The 19,629-nt window shown below is 38.3% G+C and carries 15 protein-coding genes, 1 tRNA gene and 1 pseudogene; 7 read left to right on the top strand and 10 right to left on the bottom strand.

Translation table 11 applies throughout. The features are described from left to right. Window positions 1-89: 89 nt before the first annotated feature. Window positions 90-1,313, bottom strand: coding sequence for a tRNA 2-thiouridine(34) synthase MnmA (gene mnmA, locus ACFINM_RS05115; protein ID WP_375621388.1), 1,224 nt, complete (start codon window positions 1,311-1,313; stop codon window positions 90-92). A gap of 400 nt (window positions 1,314-1,713) precedes the next feature. On the opposite strand from mnmA, the gene ACFINM_RS05110 reads away from it, so the two are divergent. Next, window positions 1,714-1,989: a DUF1153 domain-containing protein gene (locus tag ACFINM_RS05110; RefSeq protein ID WP_273790817.1), complete on the top strand. Its 276-nt coding sequence runs from the start codon at window positions 1,714-1,716 to the stop codon at window positions 1,987-1,989. A 139-nt stretch (window positions 1,990-2,128) separates the two neighbouring features. On the opposite strand, the gene ACFINM_RS05105 is transcribed toward ACFINM_RS05110, so the two are convergent. After that, window positions 2,129-2,515, bottom strand: a complete 387-nt coding sequence (locus ACFINM_RS05105) for a flagellar export protein FliJ (protein ID WP_375606932.1) — start codon at window positions 2,513-2,515, stop codon at window positions 2,129-2,131. Window positions 2,516-3,079: 564 nt separating this feature from the next. Between ACFINM_RS05105 and ctrA the strand changes: the two genes are divergently transcribed. After that, window positions 3,080-3,781: a response regulator transcription factor CtrA gene (gene ctrA / locus ACFINM_RS05100; protein ID WP_273790819.1), complete on the top strand. Its 702-nt coding sequence runs from the start codon at window positions 3,080-3,082 to the stop codon at window positions 3,779-3,781. Between the two features lie 223 nt (window positions 3,782-4,004). Here the strand turns inward: ctrA and chpT are convergent, their stop codons facing one another. Continuing rightward, the gene (chpT, locus tag ACFINM_RS05095; RefSeq protein ID WP_375621390.1) at window positions 4,005-4,643 is read right to left on the bottom strand and encodes a histidine phosphotransferase ChpT; all 639 of its coding nucleotides are present in this window, start codon (window positions 4,641-4,643) and stop codon (window positions 4,005-4,007) included. Window positions 4,644-4,857: 214 nt separating this feature from the next. On the opposite strand from chpT, the gene ACFINM_RS05090 reads away from it, so the two are divergent. Genes ACFINM_RS05090 through ACFINM_RS05080 form a run of 3 tightly spaced genes read left to right on the top strand, consistent with a single transcriptional unit; the run spans window position 4,858 to window position 6,124 of the window. Beyond that, the gene (locus tag ACFINM_RS05090) at window positions 4,858-5,454 is read left to right on the top strand and encodes a DUF1134 domain-containing protein (RefSeq protein ID WP_375613340.1); all 597 of its coding nucleotides are present in this window, start codon (window positions 4,858-4,860) and stop codon (window positions 5,452-5,454) included. Between the two features lie 27 nt (window positions 5,455-5,481). Continuing rightward, entirely contained in the window at window positions 5,482-5,868 is a 387-nt protein-coding gene (locus ACFINM_RS05085; RefSeq protein WP_375611956.1) for a hypothetical protein, read from the top strand. After that, window positions 5,858-6,124, top strand: coding sequence for a hypothetical protein (locus ACFINM_RS05080; protein WP_375611955.1), 267 nt, complete (start codon window positions 5,858-5,860; stop codon window positions 6,122-6,124). Before ACFINM_RS05085 ends, ACFINM_RS05080 begins: the two co-directional genes overlap by 11 nt. 324 nt (window positions 6,125-6,448) lie before the next feature. Here ACFINM_RS05080 and ACFINM_RS05075 read toward each other — a convergent pair whose 3' ends face one another. After that, entirely contained in the window at window positions 6,449-7,567 is a 1,119-nt protein-coding gene (locus ACFINM_RS05075) for a DegT/DnrJ/EryC1/StrS family aminotransferase (protein WP_375611954.1), read from the bottom strand. 49 nt (window positions 7,568-7,616) lie between these two features. Next, window positions 7,617-8,573, bottom strand: coding sequence for a Gfo/Idh/MocA family protein (locus ACFINM_RS05070; protein WP_375613400.1), 957 nt, complete (start codon window positions 8,571-8,573; stop codon window positions 7,617-7,619). A gap of 164 nt (window positions 8,574-8,737) precedes the next feature. Between ACFINM_RS05070 and ACFINM_RS05065 the strand changes: the two genes are divergently transcribed. Next, window positions 8,738-8,814: transfer RNA gene (locus ACFINM_RS05065), tRNA-Met, on the top strand. Between the two features lie 531 nt (window positions 8,815-9,345). Here the strand turns inward: ACFINM_RS05065 and ACFINM_RS05060 are convergent. From ACFINM_RS05060 to ACFINM_RS05040, 5 genes and pseudogenes are all read right to left on the bottom strand, one after another. After that, a pseudogene (locus ACFINM_RS05060) lies at window positions 9,346-10,372 on the bottom strand (phage late control D family protein). After that, window positions 10,372-10,626: a tail protein X gene (locus ACFINM_RS05055; RefSeq protein WP_375610995.1), complete on the bottom strand. Its 255-nt coding sequence runs from the start codon at window positions 10,624-10,626 to the stop codon at window positions 10,372-10,374. The pseudogene ACFINM_RS05060 and the gene ACFINM_RS05055 overlap by 1 nt, the downstream one beginning before the upstream one ends. Then, on the bottom strand, window positions 10,623-11,099 hold the full coding sequence (locus ACFINM_RS05050) for a phage tail protein (protein ID WP_375640859.1): 477 nt from the start codon (window positions 11,097-11,099) through the stop codon (window positions 10,623-10,625). Before ACFINM_RS05050 ends, ACFINM_RS05055 begins: the two co-directional genes overlap by 4 nt. A 13-nt stretch (window positions 11,100-11,112) precedes the next feature. Continuing rightward, the gene (locus tag ACFINM_RS05045) at window positions 11,113-11,487 is read right to left on the bottom strand and encodes a hypothetical protein (RefSeq protein WP_375640829.1); all 375 of its coding nucleotides are present in this window, start codon (window positions 11,485-11,487) and stop codon (window positions 11,113-11,115) included. 764 nt (window positions 11,488-12,251) lie between these two features. Then, entirely contained in the window at window positions 12,252-13,382 is a 1,131-nt protein-coding gene (locus tag ACFINM_RS05040) for a metallophosphoesterase (RefSeq protein WP_375640828.1), read from the bottom strand. Between the two features lie 770 nt (window positions 13,383-14,152). Between ACFINM_RS05040 and ACFINM_RS05035 the strand changes: the two genes are divergently transcribed. Beyond that, the coding region (locus tag ACFINM_RS05035) for a right-handed parallel beta-helix repeat-containing protein (protein ID WP_375640827.1) at window positions 14,153-19,629 on the top strand (5,477 nt) is incomplete at its 3' end.

The following is a 19,629-nucleotide window of genomic DNA, read 5'->3' as shown; positions in this document are numbered from 1 at the left end:
AAAACAAACTTTCAATGAGAAAATCTTCCGGAAGTCTCTCATTCAAGTTTAAGATTAAAAAATATCATTATAAATCAATCTACTATGCTTTATAAAGCTGTTGTTTTTAGTTCTGAGGAAACAGGATCTTTTGTTTCGAGATTGCATAAAACGCGCTTCAACATCATTTCAGTATCAGCTGCACGTTCTGAATGTGTTACAAATCCTCCCCCAAGAATACGCGCCTCATGACCATTTCCATCATAAAGAACGCAAGCTTGCCCTGGTGCCACACCATTTTCACATTCCAATAAATCAACAGAAAAAATACCTTCTTTATAATGTAAGCGCGCAAGGTGAGGAGGACGCGTTGAACGCACCTTTACAGCCACCTCAATACCTTGAGAAGGGAAATTATCTAACGACTCATCACCAAGCCAATTCACATCACGTAAAAAAAGCTTATGCGTTTCTAACATTTCACGCGGTCCAACAATAACACGTGCATTTTCCACATCGAGATAAACTACATAAAGCGCTTCACCCGTTGACACCCCAATACCACGACGTTGACCAACCGTATAATTAACAATTCCCGAATGTTTACCTAAAATCTTTCCATCAATATGGACAATAACGCCAGGATTAGCTGCTTCTGGACGCAGTTTTGCGATAACATCTGAATATTTTCCTTGTGGAACAAAACAAATATCCTGACTATCATGCTTATTGGCAACCACAAAGCCCATTTCTGCTGCCATTTCACGAACGCGGGCTTTTGGAAGGTCACCAAGTGGAAAACGCAAATAATCAATCTGTTCTTGTGTCGTTGCAAAGAGAAAATAACTCTGATCACGATCATTATCGAGAGGACGAAAGAGTGCTCGATGCGCTCCGTTGGAACGCGAACGAATATAATGTCCCGTAGCCAAAGCATCCGCCCCCAATTCGCGTGCGGTTGCTAATAAATCAGCAAACTTAACCGTTTGATTACATGCAATACATGGTACTGGGGTCTCTCCATGAGCATAACTTTCTGCAAAAGGATCAATAACAGCTTCGCGAAAGCGCTTTTCATAATCAAGAACATAATGCGGTATTCCTAATGTTTCTGCAACGCGGCGTGCATCCTCAATATCTTGTCCTGCACAACACGCCCCCACCCGATGCGTTGCTTCCCCATGATCATAAAGCTGCAACGTAATGCCAATAACATTATACCCTTCCTTTTTCAAAAGACCTGCAACAACCGATGAATCAACCCCCCCCGACATTGCAACAACAATGCGAGAATCCTCAGGTTGTCCTGGTAAATCAAGACTGTTTAAAAACATGTATTCATTCTCTATTTAATGCTCTGTTTAATGGCTAGCCATATGTTGACATTCTGATGCACGCTCTTTAGCACTTTTACACGATTGATTGTCTTTATATTATTTTTTTATCCTTTCCACAACCATAGGCATTACTTTCTTAAAAGCTGCTGCAAACAAAAAAAGAATGATGGAAATAAGGCATAATGGTAATCGTTTAGGAGAAATCCTTTTAGAAAACCTTTTTTCTCTTTTGAAAAATCCGGTAAAATATTGCAAGAATCTCTTCTACACACTTCAACTTGAGCTTCTTTTTACATACCCAATCACTTTATTAATTTTCTTTCAGCGCTTTTAGCTCTTTTTTAAATTTCATGCTCTATAAACGAATCAAGTCCTTGACTAAAGGTAGAGGATACGAATGAGCAACTTGATAAAAACACAAATGAAATATGTTATTGGGCCAGATGGAAGTCCGCTTACAATTGCCGACCTACCGCCGCAAACAACACGGCGCTGGGTGATTCGTCGCAAAGCTGAAGTTGTTGCGGCTGTCAGAGGTGGATTGTTAAGTCTTGACGAAGCATGCCACCGTTATACTTTGACTGTAGAAGAATTTCTTTCATGGCAAAGTTTAATCGATGAACACGGTTTAGCGGGATTACGAACGACCAAGATTCAACACTATAGGCATTAAGTTGCCATTGATTAATAACATAAAGCAATCTATAAAACAGCCAAACTTGATAGAAGTTTGGCTATTTTATACTATATCCAAAAGATAAACCTAAAAGAATGGATTTTTCAATAATTGCTTTTATCATCCAGCCATTAAATTAGCCAACCATTGAATTAGATTGAATCAAAATATCCTTATCATCCGCAGCAATCTTCTTTTCTCGTGCTTCCAAAAGCTGTGCACGTTGCAGCTCTGTATTAGCTTCATGGAGAGCAATTTCAGCATTTGTTTTTTGAAGTTCTAAATCACGAATTGAATTGATCAGATTATCACGTCTTTGCCGCGCTGCACGCGCAAAAGCAGAATAAGCAAAATGGTGAACATCATTGTTTCCAGATTTACGTTCTTCATGAGTAATCTGTGCTTCCAACTCTAACACCATTCGTTCAAATTCTGCGATCATCATCTCAAGCTGTGCAATTTCACGGCGCTTTCCACGCACTTGAAACATCCTCAATCGCACCATATTTTCTCGTGGCTTCATACTCACTACTCCTTGATTGCGCCAACTCAAAACTCGTATTCACACCCAATAAATATCTTTTAGTTATATATCTATCCGACAAAAACAGTCTCTTAACTTGAAATTATAATAATTTTTGCCTTGCATTAAAGCATCTGAAAATACAATCTGCTTTAAAGAGCAATAACTATTTCTTTAACTTTTCCCCCCATTATAAACTGAAGAGGTTTAAAGCTCAGTAAATAAACACTGAAATTGTAAAAAAGTAATTTATAAAGCTCTTTTACAAATTTTTTTAAGTTAAAGTTTATAGAAAAAGCCCTCCTTTTTTATTATGTTAAAAAATATAAGATTTTTCTAAAATAATTTTGTAGCCTCTTTCAAAAATAAAAATATTTTGTTAACCACTATCATGGATAGTGGGGAATTTAGTAGTGATTGTTACGCGTACTACTGAAATGTTCATAAACGCTTTTTTATAAGTGTTTGATTTAATGAATTGTTTTTATAACAGTGGTTTTGCTAACTGATATAAAATAGAAATGCTCCTTATGATTCGTGAAGGAGCAAAGTGAGGGATCTAAAATGCGCGTATTATTAATTGAAGATGATAGAGCAGTTACTCAAAGCATTGAGTTGATGTTAAAGTCGGCAAACTTTAATGTTTATATCACTGATCTGGGTGAAGAAGGTATCGATTTAGGAAAACTCTATGATTATGATATCATTTTGCTTGATCTGAATTTGCCTGACATGTCAGGGTATGATGTCTTGCGGACTCTAAGGTTGGCAAAAATAAAAACTCCTGTCCTAATCCTTTCTGGTATGAATGCCATTGAAGACAAGGTTCGTGGTTTTGGCTTTGGAGCAGACGACTATATGACGAAGCCTTTTCATAAGGATGAGCTCATTGCACGTATCCATGCAGTTGTTCGTCGTTCAAAAGGACATGCACAATCGGTTATTGTTACCGGAGATCTCACCGTTAACCTTGACACAAAAACTGTCGAAGTTGCAGGGCGCCCTGTTCACTTAACCGGTAAAGAATACCAAATGTTAGAGCTTCTCTCTTTACGCAAAGGTACCACCCTTACCAAGGAAATGTTTCTCAATCATCTCTATGGTGGAATGGATGAACCAGAACTAAAGATTATCGATGTTTTTATTTGTAAATTGCGGAAAAAATTGGAAGCAGTCTCTTCCAGTGTAAATTACATTGATACAGTTTGGGGACGTGGTTATGTATTACGTGATCCAGTTGAAGAGAACGTACGAAAAACCGCTTAAGCAGTGAACATGCACATTGTAAAATCTCGGAGTGTAGCGGGCCGAGATTTTTTCCCGAGATCTTTTCTCTATTAAAAGTAGAGAACTCGCGCACTAAAAATCTCATATAGAAAGCGCTTAAAGCTTAAGAAGTAACCACACCCAATTTACACATATAACCTTATCGCTCATAAGTTCAATCGAAGCCACTTTTCCCAACACAGCTTAAGCGCTTCTCTCTTATTCAAAGCTTTTTTACACTTTCTAAAACAATACAACCATCACTTTCATCAATATTTATTTTCATCTCTGTCATCTGAGCAAGTAACATTGTGTAATAAAATTGGATGACATGTGCATCAATAAGCTCTTCTTGAACTTCTCCACGAAATAACGCAAGAAAATGAGGGGGTATACGGAGAGTTCTACCGAAAACCTCAAATCGAAAAGAACGTTTATTTTCTTCTTGCAAAATCATAACAACAATTTCACCACCACGAGAAACTGTTGCGTTTGCAATCAATAATAAATTAAGCAAAAGTTTAACTTCATCTTTTTCTAACAATAAAGAAGAAGCTTGCCATTTTAAAGTTGCTTTTTCTTCTTTCATATATTGTTGAGCAACCTGCTCCGCAGCCCGTGTATCTATTTGTCCTCCACTTGCACCAGCAAAACCAAAAGCCAATCGCGCAAATTGTAGACGTGCAGCAGCACTCGCAACGGATAAACGCACCAATTGTAAAGCATCTTCTTCAGCTCCTCCTTCATCATAAAGCTCCATTGCATTTTGAATAGCCCCCACAGGTGAAATCAAATCATGGCAAATACGACTACAAAGCAAAGCAGCAAGATCCATAGGCTTCAAAGAAATATCTAATGTCATAATGATTGAAAACTCCTAGATTCAAAAAAACAAAATTTATTTTAAAGAAAAACTCTTAACATCTGATGCATAATAGGAAACATTAACAATCATGCTAAAAAATTCAGAAATAAATTCAAGAATTTAAATAACCTTATATCTTATTTTTTATTTGAATAGAATGAAAATTCTAATATTATCTTTTTGTTTATCACTAATAAAAGGAGAAAACTCCATGGCTCTCTCTCTGCTCAAATACTGGTACAAAAATATTATATCTTTAATCTTCCTTTTATTCATCACCATAAACACTACACAAGCTCGACTAAAACCAATAGAGCAAAACGAACCTCATTATTCACTCCAAGAAATTATTGATTCTGGTCATATTTTTTTTGGAAAAACAGCCAGTGGTCTGGCTGTTGCAATTCAAAATATTTTTTCAAAATACGGTTATCCCAATGCCTATATTTTAGGAGAAGAAGCTTCTGGTGCCTTTTTTGCTGGATTAACCTATGGCGAAGGAATGGTTTTTACCAAAAGCTATGGTCAACATAAAGTTTTTTGGCAAGGTCCCTCAGTAGGATGGGATTTTGGCGGCCAAGGCTCCCGTTTAATGATCTTAGTTTACAATCTTAATGGCATAAATAATTTATGGAGACGCTATGGTGGTATTTCAGGTTCGGCCTATTTAATTGCAGGTGTTGGTTTTCATGTCCTAAAATACCATAATACCTTGTTAATCCCAATACGTACAGGAGTCGGCGCACGCCTTGGTATCAATATAGGATATTTAAAATTAACACATAGACCGACATGGAATCCGTTTTAAACGGTTTCTTATTTGAAAAGGGGTATTATGCTTATTCAATCATTTCTTTTTTTTATACTTGGAGTTGCTTTCACTTCTTGGTTACTGGTGCTTTTATCTCCTTTTATTTGGCGTAAAGCCGTTCATTTTGCGTATAAAGATGTTTGTGCGAAAATGCCATTATCACTCGCGGAAATAGAAGCAAATCACGATTTTCTTCGTGCACAACATGCTGTAGAATTAGCAAACAACCAACAAAAGTACGAATTTTTGCAAAAAAAATATGTCCAACAAAAAATACAACTGAGCCAAGTAACAGAACAATTTTATCGGCTATGCCTCCCCACAAAAGATACTCTCACCAAAGAAGCGATAGCAATCAAACAAAATATCGCCACACTACACACTTCCAAAGGAAAGACAAATGATGCGTGAAAAAGTCGCACACTATCAGCAACGCTTACAAAAAATCCAAACTCATGAGCTGGACACGACCGCTAACCACCAATTGCTAGAAGAACTCCGAGAAGAAACAAAAGAACTTGCAGCAACATTGGCAGCTCAAATAGCGCTACAAGAGGGGAATACATCACCCATCAACACATTGATTCAAAAATCCAAAAGCAAAAATGACCTAGCATCACGTATTCGCCAAAAAATAACTTTTCTCTCCAAAAGCCCTGTTAAATAAGTTATCTTTTAAAACACCTTAAATGAAGAGTAAAATCAACAAAGGTTCATTGTAACTTTCATAACCCAAATCCTTTTTACTAAACGTGACTTTTTTGCTAAGCTAAAGGACAAAGTTTCTTAGCCCATACCGTTCTGTTAAAAAATATCTTCTTGTCTAGAAGCTTCACTTTCTAATCATATCACCGCTCTAAAGGACAACATTTCATAGGTCCTAGAAAGGAAATAATACCAAAATATTGGCCACACACTTTAACAAAAAATACCTTCTAAGATGGATCACCAATAGAGCTTTGACCATAATTTTAAGGATAAAAACACGCTCTCAAGAGTGATAAAAATCTCTTATTTTTTTGATAATCATATCCTGATCCGTTTGTGTCAAGTAAGGATGCATTGGTAAACTTAAGACACACTCTCCTAAAGACTCTGAAACAGAAAGGGAATCTTTTACATAAGGGAAGTGTTTATAAGCTGGCTGTTGATGTAAAGGAGTTTTATAATAAATCATTGTAGGGATAGAATTTTTTTGTAAAAAATCTTTTAATTTATCCCGTTCTTTTACCTTAATCGTATATTGTGCATAAGCAGAACGAATATTTTCTCCTATTTCTGGAACTGTAACAATATCTCTTAAGCCATTGGAATAGCGTTGAGCAATTTCCACACGCTTTTCCATTTCATCTTCAAAAATCGCAAACTTTTCTAGTAAAATTGCAGCCTGAATGCTATCTAGGCGCGAATTCATACCAATACGTACATTGTCATATTGCGTTTCACCTTTACCATGAAACAAAATAGAGCGTAAAAGTTCTGCAAAATGATCATCATTGGTCATCATAGCGCCTCCATCGCCATAACATCCTAATGGTTTTGCAGGATAAAAACTTGTAGCAGCCACATCACCAAAAGCACCACACATAGTATTACCGCTTCTCCCCCCCATAGATTGAGCAGCATCTTCAATTACAAAAAGATTTTCCTTTGCAGCCACTTGAGCAATTTGCACATAATCAGCAGAAAGTCCAAATAAATCAACGGCAATAATAGCTTTTGGCTTTAGACGTCCCTCTTTTTTTACCATTTCGATAGCGTGAGAAAGTTTTTCAACATCAATATTGAATGTATCAGGTAAAACATCAACAAAAACAGGTTTAGCCCCCACCAAAGCAACCACTTCAGCCGTTGCTGAAAATGTAAAACTAGGACAAAAAACAGCATCGCCTGGACCAATATTTTTAGCCATAAGAGGCATCTTCAAAGCATCTGTTCCATTAGCACATGCAATCACATGTTTAACGCCAAGATATTCTGCCAATTTCTCTTCAAATTCTGTTACTTTTGGCCCCAAAATATACTTACCACTAGCGACTACATGCGCAATTGCAGAATTAATTTTATCTTCAATACGCGCACGCTGCGCCCCAAGGTCGATGAATTGCATATTAACTCCATTGATCATCACAAGAATGCAAAAGCGCTACCTATCTCTTTTATCTATTATAATTGACATCAGCAGCTGTTAAAATCCGTAAAACCGCAATAGCATCATCACCATTTGTACGAGGTGATTGACGCGTTTCAATACAATGAAGGAAATGCCGTAATTCGCAAGTAAGCGGCAAATCTTCACAAACATCAATGTAATTCAGCTCATCCATGCTAAAAGCCCACTCTTGATTTTCTTTCCAAACGGCAAAATGGTGCATTGCCAATTTACGACTCCACGGTTCCATATCATCAAAAACGAGTATAGCCTTTGTTCCAACAACAATTAAACGCCTCTCACGATAAGAACTCAAGCGTGAAGTAAAAAGATGACTACGCACACCATTTGGAAAAATCATATGAATATGAGAAAAATCAGAAATCTGATCAACGACAGCAGCCCCCTCACCGCGAATTTCGGAAGGTTCACATCCTGTCAACGCCAAAATCATTGAAAGATCATGAGGGGCAAGATCCCATAAAGCATCACTGTGTGTGTGAAATTTTCCAAAGCCTAATCTATGAGAATAAATATATCGCACATCTCCCACATCTCCGTTTTTCACCAATTCACACATTTTTTCAAAAGCTGGATGAAAACGCAAAATATGGCCCACCATAAAAACTCGCTCATAGGCCTCAGCCTCCTGAACTTGGCGTTTAGCATCAGAAACATTCAAGGCTATTGGTTTTTCCACCAAAACATCTTTACCATTTTTAACAGCACGGAGCACATTTTGCGTATGCAATTGTGGCGGCAACGCTAATACCAGCGCATCAATATCTCGATGAGTAAAAAGATCATCTGGTGTAACAACCTCTACACCATACAGTGTTGCAAAACTAGCAGCACGATCATTATCAATATCAGAAACTGCTGCTAAAGCCCCGAGAGAGTGGAGTGTCCGTATATGATTTTCACCCCAATGACCGCATCCTAAAACCGCTACACGTGGCACCATTTTCATGCCTTACCTTACTTTATCATATGAAAATTACACTTTTACATATCGAGGATAAAATAGAATGACAAGAGAAAAGCTTAAAAACGATGCTTGACATCTTACTATTCTACCCCTTATATCCGCAAAAGATGTAATTATTGACAATTATGATTGCTTATTTTGGCGGAGTAGCTCAGTAGGTTAGAGCAGAGGAATCATAATCCTTGTGTCGGGGGTTCAAATCCCTCCTCCGCTACCATTACTTTTTTATTGTGTGTGTAGCTTACTGTAGCTTGCCAGCAGGTTTTGTATAATTTGCCACTAGGTTTTGTACCAATTTATTTTTTTTCAAAGAGTTTTTAAGGGGTTCTCAAAGGGTCTTCAAAGACCTTTCAAAGATCATTTAAAGCCTCTTTTTCTTTTCTGCTCAAAATCGCAATTTGAGATGATCAATCATTGAGTTGGAATCGTATTATTTGAGAAGCAGCGTATATAAGATGGTATGACTTCTTTTAGCATAAATTGACTGATGATTTTTCTGTATCCTAAGCACATTATTCAGGACATTATTAAAAAGAGAAGCGTTTAAGGAATTCGGTCAACTTGACCAAATTGCTCTTCAGTCTGCAATTGTGCAATGTTTGCACCATTGCTCCTTTGAGGAATTGGGTAAACATTACCCTATTGCTGTACTCATGCAATTGGTGCAAGTTGCACCTATTCCTTACCTCCACACCAAAATGCGAACTTTTGATTTTGGTCTCAATACTCTTCAACACCGATCAAAGGGTCAAGTTGTCCCTTTGATTTTCTGTCTCTCAGAGGTTTCCTTTTCTCCTGCCTCTTTTCCCTTGTTTGGTGCCTCGAGTGTGATTTCTGTTGTGTATCCGCTTTGTTTTTCATAGCGGTGGGTGACGGTTGCGGCTTTCCATGGTCCATTGATTTGCCCACGAAACCCTTGAAGGATGAGAGGTTGATCCGCCATGATTTCAGGGCGTCCCTCAAGGGTCAAAGAACCACTGCCCACAGCACGACACAACCTGTCCGACTCGGAAGCAGCAGCAGCTCGTGCTTCCTCCTCACAAGTGTAACAAGTCCGTAAACGCCGCACGGGACCGCTAAACCCTGTCTGATGCTTGACTTGGCATTGCTGCCCTTTTGCGCGATCAAAATAAGAAGCTTCAATAGTGCCGTATTGCGTGCGTGGCTCTAATGTGAATTCCCAGTTAGAACAGTCGTGCTTATGAAGTTCAAGGGCTGGTAAATTATCCCCGCTTAAAAATAAAAACTTATGGTCTTTGATTAAAAAACGCGCCCGCATGCGGTCCGCAAGACGGGTTAAAAAATCAACCGCCGATTGATCTGTACGAATCACATAAGGAAGAGTTTGTTTGATAAATTGTGGACTGACCTTTGCTTGATAGCCATGGCGTTTGGCAAGTGTCTCAACAATCTCACCAACAGTTTTGTGATCAAAATGCTCACTCACCTGTTCTTTGAGCTCTTTACGCATCGAGGCACTTTTGCCACAAAGGCGCAAGATCTCTCCATTGCTTGCCCCCACAACTTACAACCGATTCGACAACAAAACACCCCATAAAGGCACTGATGCTGTTCTCATAACCAAAGATCACCTGTAGCGCACTGTTGCTTGAGGGAACCTCTAAATCATTGCCACTATCGTCAAACTCTGCTTCAAATATATCGGCTTCATTACCGGTATGGTCCGTAATCGTTGCGGTTAAAAGACGCTGGTAAAAAACCTCATGAACAGGTTTGTCTCCCACCTTGACCACAATAAAAGGGTGTGTACGCATTAATCCCATAACCGCTTCACCATGCTTTGGGGATTAGACAACACAAATTCAGGCAGAATGACCTTTAAGCCCCGTGGTAAAAATACACCATATTTGGCAATCTCTGGATTGGCTTCCAGTGTGGCTTCTAAATAGCCGTTTAGTCCCCCAACTTGAGAACGGTCCCCTAACACAGCCATGACATGGTGAAAGCAAAGGAGATCGAGGCTCATATCCTCTAGCTCTACAACAACATGCTTTTCTGGTATCTTCATAGAGTTTGTCCCTCTTGGTATTGTCCCACTTGGTATTGTCCCACCTGGTATTGTCCTTGTGGTTTTCCGCCATTAAAAAAGGGCAAGAGCGTAATGGAATAGCGGATGCGCTGGGATTGACCAGAGCGACTGATATAGTCATGGTCTTTATTGATCGTGGTGATTACTACGGGTCCATGAAGAAGAACACTATAGGTCGTATCATTAATCCAACGAAGCATCTGGACAGGCTTTGCTCTTCGGATAGTTGTAGTGATGGCATCTATCGCTACCCGGTCCCCAAATTCTTCTGGAAACCAAACCCCATGAATGGTTTTTGCATCATTGCCATAGCCGGTAAATTGCAAACTGGGGGACCTGCCAAAACGCTCCATACAAACCCATGAGGCAGAAAACTCTTCTTCAAAAGATTGGAAATTCAGCCAGTCCACATAAAATTGATGCGGACCTAACATCATCAAAGGATCTCTCATAGGCTCCCTCCCCTCATTCTGTCCCGCCATGCAGCGCATTAGCGCGTGCCCGTTGCAAAGCATGGGCAACCGCACGACCAGTGGCCATGGGTTCACGCGCCCCATTAACATGCACTGTGACGTTTTGATTGTGTGTGATGGGGGAACGGTCTTTGTCTCTTTGCTCTCTCGCAGAGTAATTGGCATGCCCCGCCCCCGCAAATTGTGCTATGGGCTGAATGGCTGTTTTACCTCCCAAAAAACTTGGCAAAAACTCTCTTACATCAATGGAACCAATCCACCCCTTAATACGGCTAGGCAAAGATTTACAAAAATCCATCAATTGTGAGATAGACGACATAAAGCCATCGACAATCGAATTAGCCAGATCTTCGCCCGCTTGTTCCATACCAGCCTTGGCAGCATCAGAGAGCTGTTCGCGGGCAAAAAAGCTCTTTCTAAACTAGAACTTCTTAAAATCCCCTTTGTACACCTCTCTCAAAGAAAAGATAAAACTGCCAAAACACGTGAGAGTCATCTAAGGATAATTGCATGAGACCATAACAGCTATAAACAGACTCCAATATTTATATCATACTTATTGTAACGATTTACTTACGTATAAAAGAAGAAGATAAAATTGTAATACAACTAAAAGTTCATACGGTTAATCAAGAGAAATTATACAGCATCACAAAACATCAATTGTTTGAAGATTATAAGTAAAAAATTGATCAAAATAAAAAGCTTTTCTTATGAAAAAGAAAAGAGTTGCCCATGAGTAGATATTATAAACTCTAACAAAGGGCATAACTTGATAATTATACTGCAACAAACTAATAGAAACAGCCTTCTTGATAATTCAGGACAACATGTGCTAGCAAATTATGAACACACCCTTGACAAACTCCCCTTTCTTCAAAGATGAATGCCTAAAAAGAAAAAATAGAATAACAAACCATTATTCTGCTTTGTATTAAAGCTCAGTTCACATTAAACCATTGCACTTATAGCGTATAACCTGAAATCTTAACAGCTTTGAAAAAGATATAAAAAAGATGTCTGATTTTTCACTCTATTTCTAAGTAACATTTAGACACTCCTACTGCTCTTCAAGTCCGCACATATAATACGCTTTTTCCCTCATGCTTTAAGACAAAGAAACAAATCCTATTATAACTTACTGCAACTTGCCGAAAATTGGGTGTCTTTCCCTATAACGCCAAGATCTTTAATTAAAAGCGGTTTTCCTATTTCTCCATTATAGGCTTTAACGTGAATGGTCTTGCCTTTCACATCTATGAGGTAATAATCTCCATTAAAAAGCGCACCAGCTGTATATATAGGGATATTTCCAAAAACCTTATCATTTTTCGCACGGCAATAAGACTGATAATGCGTGTGCCCCACGAAGATTGCTTTAACATTATGAGAGGTAATAATTGACTTAAAGACCGACAAATCTTTAGCATTCTTTTTACGAATAAAAAAGGATTCACCATCAATGGAAGCAGCACGCGCATCATGAAAATTAATGATTGTCACTTTACCTCTTGCATCAGCAGCAGCTAAATCGTTCCTAAGCCAATCTAAAGATTTATTGATTTGCACTTCTGTAGACTGCCCCTTCAAACCAACCGTATAGCTTGGATAATTGTGAAGCTGCACATAGTGAACATCTCCATAATCCCAAGAATAACTCAAACTCCCCCTTATCGAGCGAATATTTCCACCCGAAATGGGAACCAAGCTTTCAGTAACATCTGCATTGAAATGCGATAATTGACTACGGTATTTTTTGATTTCCGATACCATTCTTGAAACTGCACTTATAGAACAAGCATCTTTGTAAAAACTGAATTCTTGAGGATTTGTACAATTACCAACATTATTGGCATAATCGTGATTCCCTAGCCCCTCATAGACAGGTGCTCCAAGAGTTTTATAAACATTTTCATAATCATCATAGTTTTTTTGTTGTCCAAACTCCGTCAGATCACCATTGACAATATGGAATGCAGCCTTGTGCGCTTTTATCACACCAGCAACCTGCTCATTTATCTTTAACCATGGCTCTCTGTTTGATATTCCATTGGCATCACCAGAGTTTAAACGCCACGGTTGCGGATCAGCCATAATGATAGCAGTATAATTTTTTGTAAGAGACTTTTCTTTCATCGACCAATCCATGAATGCATCATGATAAAGCCTCTTGTCTCTTTTTATTTTTTCAGCATCAAGATTAAAACAACCAGAGAGAGTAAAAGCAATCACGGTGATTACCAATTCAACTTTATATCTCATAAACCTATCGCCATAAAAACGTTACATATTATATTAAAAAATTCCTCAGAAGCAATTTTTTAGATTTTATTGTCAAAAATATGTCAAAAATTCGAAATAACGAAAGCAATAATCCTTCAATGAAGGTGCACTTTGATGATATAAAAGCACTGTTGATTTCAAGCCTTCAACTTGAAGCATCTTCATTGATTAAGATTTATAAGCTTGGGCTCTGGCTCTTTCAAATGTCATCGATACATCAACAGCTTATAAAAACTTAGTCGTATAGTATTAAAATATCCCCAACAGGAGAAAGAATGTATTCTTATATTAGAGCACCCAACTCCTTTGGATATCAAGATCAAATATATTAGAATATTATGATAAATAAGGTATAACTAATCAAAAGTGCTAGCAATAGTGTTTGATTATTACCGTCATCACTTACTTTGACAAGTTATAAAAATGCAGAAGTATTACAGAAAATACTATTATTACTTTATAAAAAAATAATATAACTTATGTAAGTATTATAATAATATTTATAATTTCTATAATATAGATTTACAATAAATTTAATTATATAATACAAATAATTACAAACACATTGTGTGTTAAATATAAATTAATACAAATTTAATATCATTTGTTTTTTAATTTTGACAAAAAACCAAAAATATCTTACCAAATAAAGACAATTATCGAAATTAATAACAACTATCCATTTTCACTTCTTCTTATGAAGTTTGCGGGGAAATGAATATTTGGGGGCTCTCATAAGGAGAATACTGGTGTATAAAACATCCCTTTTATCATGCACGGCTGCGGCTGCTATCATCCTATTCAACATCCAGTTCACTGCACATGCTGAAACTCTTGACGTTGCCAACGAAGAAAAAGATATATCCGGAAAAACGTACGAGACTATTTATGTAAAAGACAAAGGAAAAATCACCGGCAGTACTGTAACTGTAACTGGAAATAAAAACACAAATACAGACACAGGTAGCGATAAATATGTTGTAACAGTTGAAGGTGCTAACAGTGCGCTTGAATTAAATGGCTTAAATATTCAAGGCACTGATTCTGATGTTCGTTTTGGTATTTCTGTAAAAGACGGCGCTAACATCAACCTGACTGGGGGGAACATTACAGCTTCTCAAACTGGTGTTTATATTGATGATAGTAAGAATAGTAGAAATATACTACAAAATGTAGTGATATCAGATAATAAAAATGAAGCATCATCACTCCTTGGAATAGAAATAAACAACGAAAGTTTTATCACTTTAGAAAATGTAACAGTTAAGCAAGCAGAAACTGGTATACTTGCGGATGTCGTTTCTCAAGTTATAGTATCCGGAGGATCATTCGAAGGTAAAATGGATGGCGTATATGCTATGGGCGGCACCACCATTACTGTAGATGGCGGTACTAACATTACCTCATCTAATGGTAACGGACTCCATGCCGATGATGAAAATACCACCATAAAAATGACTGGGGGAAGCGTAACTGGAAAAGACGCAGCATTGTATACAAACGATGGTGGTCATATTAAAGTCACGGGTGGTACTCTAACAGCTAAGGAAGATACCACAAGTGCACCTACTACAGAAGGGGATAACCCTGCATATAATAAGGGTACTAAAATTGAGAGTGGATTCGGCGCATTGTCTCAAGGTGAAAACAGTGTGATTGAATTATCTGATACAAAGATCAATGATGCGACAATCGGGTTAAAAACACAAGAAAGTGGCGCAATCGCAATGACTGGGGGAAGCATTACAGCGTCCAAAGTTGGTGCATTCTTTTTAGATAGCAAGAGCAAAGAAAACGAACTGAAAGATGTAGTGACATCAAGTGGGAAAGATGATGCGCCACTAATCAATGGAATCAAAGCAACTAACAGTAATGTCACTTTAAATAATGTAACAGTGACGCAAGCACAAACTGCCATAGATGCATATGATTCCACAGTAAAAGTCTTAGGAGGATCATTTGATGCAGAAAAAGCAGCAATATTTGCTCAAAACGGCGGCAACATCACTTTAACTGGCGGTGCAAAAATTACATCATATAACGATGCTGGACTCTATGCGGAAGGTTCAAAGTCCATCATCGAAATGACAGGAGGGAGCATTACAGCGAAAGAGGAAGCAGTAACGACAACATACGGTGGCCATATTACTGTTACAGATGTCACCCTAAAAACAAATGGTGATGGACTTGGTGTAGCTTCTGATGACCTTGGTAGCATGATTGAATTACTTGGAAAGACAACGATTAGTGATAGTGCAATCGGGCTTCAAGCACAAAACGGTGGTGTAATCAAGATGACTGGGGGAACCATTACAGCTTCTGCAGCTGGTGCTGGCTTCTTAAACAGTAACAGCCGTGAAAACAAACTAGAAAATGTGACAATATCGAGTGGTAAAGACGATGCGCCACTGAACTTTGGAATAAAAGCAGATAAAGGTACCGTCACTTTAAAAGATGTAACAGTGACTCAAGCAGCCGCTGGTATATTTGCAGATCATGATTCGACAATAACAATCTCGGGAGGATCATTTCATGCACAAAATGCAACAATATCTGCTCAAAACGGCAGCGCCATCACTTTAACAAACGGTGCAAAAATTACATCATCTGATGATGTTGGATTATATGCTAAAGATTCAAACTCCTCCATCACAATGATAGAAGGAAACGTCACGGGAAAAGCGAGTGCTTTGGTTGCTGAAGATGGTGGTCATATTACTGTTACAGATGTTACCCTAAAAACAAATGATAGCGATAAGTCATTTGGTGTATTTTCTAATGGCGCAAATAGTGTAATTGAATTGCTTGGAAAGACCACAATTAGTGGTAGTGCAATCGGGCTTGCATTCCAAAATGATGGCGCAATCAAGATGATTGGAGGAACCATTACAGCTTCTGCAGCTGGTGCTGGATTCTTAAACAGTAACAGTCATGAAAACAAACTAGAAAATGTGACAATATCGAGTGATAAAGACGATACGCCACTGAACTTTGGGATAAAAGCAGATAAAAGTACCGTTACTTTAAAAGATGTAACAGTGACTCAAGCAGCCGCCGGTATATTTGCAGAGAATGATTCGACAATAACAATCTCGGGAGGATCATTTCATGCACAAAATACAACAATATCTGCTAAAAGCGGCAGCACTATCACTTTAACCAATGATGCAAACATTACATCATCTGATAATGTTGGACTCTATGCAGAAGGTTCAAAATCCACCATCACAATGACGGGAGGAACTGTCACGGGGAAAGGTAATGCATTGGTTGCTGAAAATGGTGGACATATTACGGTCACAAATGTGGCTCTAACTGTCACAGATGTGGCTCCAAGTGACGACTATATATCGTCTGGTGTATTTTCTGTTGGTGAAGGCAGTGTAATTGAATTACTTGGAAATACAACTATTAGTAATAGTGCACTCGGGCTTCAAGCACTAAACGATGGTGCAATCAAGATGACTGGAGGAGCCATTAAAACTTCTCTAGTTGGTGCTGGCTTCTTAAACAGTAACAACAGCAAAAACAAGCTAGAAGGTGTAAAGATATCGAATAGTAAAGACGATGCGTTACTGAACTTTGGAATAAAAGCAGATAAAAGTACCGTCACTTTAAAAGATGTAACCGTCATGCAAGCAACCAATGCCTTAGTTGCAGATGATCACTCAACAATAACAGCCTCAGGAGGATCATTTCATGCACAAAATACAACAATATCTGCTCAAAACGGCAGCGCCATCACTTTAACCAACAATGCAAACATTACATCATCTGATAACATTGGACTCTATGCAAATAGTTCAAACTCCACCATCAGCATGACGGGAGGAACCGTCACGGGGAAAGGTAATGCATTGGTTGCTGAAAATGGTGGACATATTACGGTCACAAATGTGTCTCTAAATGTTACAGATGTATCTCTAGGTGACGAAGATATATCGTCTGGTGTATTTTCTAATGGCGAAGGCAGTGTAGTTGAATTGCTTGAAGGAACAACGATTAGTAATAGTGAAATTGGACTTACAACAAACGATGGTGGCGCAATAAACATGACTGGAGGGACCATTAAAACTTCTCTAGTTGGTGCCGGCTTTTTAAACAGTAACAGCGGTGAAAACAAGCTGGAAGGTGTGAAGATATCGAATAATAAAGACGATGTGTTACTGAACTTTGGAATAAAAGCAGATAAAAGTACCGTCACTTTAAAAGATGTAACAGTGACTCAAGCAGCCGCCAGTATAGTTGCAAATAACCACTCAACAATAACGGTCTCAGGAGGATCATTTAGTGGACGTGATGTAGGAGGAAGCGCCGAAACCAGCAGTACGATTATCTTAAAAAACAATGCTAACATTATATCATCTAATGGCGAAGGACTCCTTGCAGACGGTTCAGGATCTAAGATCATAATGACGGGAGGATCCGTAGCCGCGAACAAAACAGCGTTATTCGCAATCAACGGAGGGCATATTGATGCCACAGATGTTGCTCTAACAACAGAGGGAAAAGGAAGCGGTGCATTTGTAAGTGGCAATGACAGCACAATTCAATTGCATGGTGATACAATAATTAACAATACTTTGGACGGCCTTGGAGCAGTTAACGGTGGTAAAATCATTAGCGAAAACTTATCGATAATCGGTGGTGAAGCACTTGAAGGCTCCGACAACGAACGCACTGGTATATGGACATCGGACTCTGGTAGTGAAGTTAGGTTAATGGGCAAAACAACCATTCAAAATGTCGATGAAGGTTTTTATGCAGACGGTGGAAGTCAAATCATTAGCGGAGATTTAATTATAACCGGTAGTGAAAGTAAAACAATGACCGTTGGTGTAAACGTTGCAGAAACTGATAGTTTAATTAAGTTAAATGGTAAAACAATCATTCAAAATTTTGATGTTGGTCTTTTTGCAGGAAATAATAGCACAATTAAGATGACGAATGGTTATATTGGAGCAGCAGAGAATACAATAAAAAATAAAATAGAAGCAAAAAAAGTTGCACTATGGGCGGCATTTAACGGACATATTGATGTCGTGAATACTTCTATGATAGCAGGAGTTGCTGGTTTGCAATTTATAGCTCTCTCTAATCCTGATCTAGATTATCCAGATGATCCACAAAAACGTAAAAGCAGTGAAATCAATTTAACCAATGCAGATGTTCACGCTGAAAATGGTACTGGAATTTTTGTTGGAGCTTTTACTAACACAAACATGGAAGATATTCCAGGTTTGTCAATCGGTACAGTCAATCTCAAAAATTCAGAAATCCATGCTGATGTATTGTTAGGAGATGGTCTTTTCGAAGATCCAAAATCTTGGAAAAATGACAATTATTGGAACAATAAAGAGGTTAAAGCGATCTCCAATGGCACCTTCACCTTAAGCGCTGATCAGTCTACTCTAGAGGGCAGAGCGAATATTGCTAAAAATAGAACTGTACGTTTTGATCTAAAAAACAAGACAACATGGACACTAAAGACCAGTACAAAAGAAAAAGATGCTGATGGCAAACTGCTTGATATTGCTCAAAGATCTCGTTCCGATATTTCTACGCTTAATCTCGATAACAGCTCTATTGTTTTTGATGGACTGGTAGAAGATCATTATCACACATTGCATATAGGATCTGGTAAACCAGATACGCAAGAAGTCTACAACGCCTCTGGTAATGCAAAGATTTACTTCAACATTGCTTGGAGTGATGGCGTAGCAAGTGCCGATCAAAAAACCGATAGACTTCTGATCCACGGTGATGTCTCAGGCTCCACAACAGTTTATATCAAAAGCGATTCAGGAGATGAAAGTAGTGTAGTCAATGCTGCTGATCCTTCCAATATAGGTGGTCTCTCGCTCATTCAAGTTTCTGGAAAAGCACAAGAAGACTCTTTCAAACTCGTAAATGGCTATACCACAAGAAATCGTTTGCCTTATAAATATACGCTAACGGCCTATGGACCAGAGTCAAGCCACGGTACAGCCGATGTTGCACAAAGCCTCTTTGATGAAAAGAATGAAAATTTCTGGGATTTCCGCTTACATAAAGAAATTCTTGAAACGGATTCTGGTTCTGGTCCAAGTGTGATCGTCCCTGTAGCACAAACGGCCAGTTACTTAGTCATGCCAAATGCTCTCTTCTATAGTGGATTAACCGATATGGCTAAACAAAACGCGCTTTTAGCCAATATCAGAACATCTGTCTTAGGAAAAGAAGAGGA

It is taken from the genome of Bartonella sp. AA168HLJHH (assembly GCF_042197365.1).
Lineage (GTDB): Bacteria > Pseudomonadota > Alphaproteobacteria > Rhizobiales > Rhizobiaceae > Bartonella.
This window is presented reverse-complemented; position numbering and strand designations above follow the sequence as displayed.

Coding starts and splice junctions, on each gene's coding strand:
- ACFINM_RS05105 (WP_375606932.1), bottom strand. CDS start 2,515: ATGAAGCCACGAGAAAATATGGTGCGATTGAGGATGTTTCAAGTGCGT.
- ACFINM_RS05045 (WP_375640829.1), bottom strand. CDS start 11,487: ATGGAACAAGCGGGCGAAGATCTGGCTAATTCGATTGTCGATGGCTTT.
- ACFINM_RS05085 (WP_375611956.1), top strand. CDS start 5,482: ATGCTTATTCAATCATTTCTTTTTTTTATACTTGGAGTTGCTTTCACT.
- ACFINM_RS05110 (WP_273790817.1), top strand. CDS start 1,714: ATGAGCAACTTGATAAAAACACAAATGAAATATGTTATTGGGCCAGAT.
- mnmA (WP_375621388.1), bottom strand. CDS start 1,313: ATGTTTTTAAACAGTCTTGATTTACCAGGACAACCTGAGGATTCTCGC.
- chpT (WP_375621390.1), bottom strand. CDS start 4,643: ATGACATTAGATATTTCTTTGAAGCCTATGGATCTTGCTGCTTTGCTT.
- ACFINM_RS05070 (WP_375613400.1), bottom strand. CDS start 8,573: ATGGTGCCACGTGTAGCGGTTTTAGGATGCGGTCATTGGGGTGAAAAT.
- ACFINM_RS05075 (WP_375611954.1), bottom strand. CDS start 7,567: ATGCAATTCATCGACCTTGGGGCGCAGCGTGCGCGTATTGAAGATAAA.
- ACFINM_RS05080 (WP_375611955.1), top strand. CDS start 5,858: ATGATGCGTGAAAAAGTCGCACACTATCAGCAACGCTTACAAAAAATC.
- ACFINM_RS05090 (WP_375613340.1), top strand. CDS start 4,858: ATGGCTCTCTCTCTGCTCAAATACTGGTACAAAAATATTATATCTTTA.
- ACFINM_RS05050 (WP_375640859.1), bottom strand. CDS start 11,099: ATGAGAGATCCTTTGATGATGTTAGGTCCGCATCAATTTTATGTGGAC.
- ctrA (WP_273790819.1), top strand. CDS start 3,080: ATGCGCGTATTATTAATTGAAGATGATAGAGCAGTTACTCAAAGCATT.
- ACFINM_RS05055 (WP_375610995.1), bottom strand. CDS start 10,626: ATGAAGATACCAGAAAAGCATGTTGTTGTAGAGCTAGAGGATATGAGC.
- ACFINM_RS05040 (WP_375640828.1), bottom strand. CDS start 13,382: ATGAGATATAAAGTTGAATTGGTAATCACCGTGATTGCTTTTACTCTC.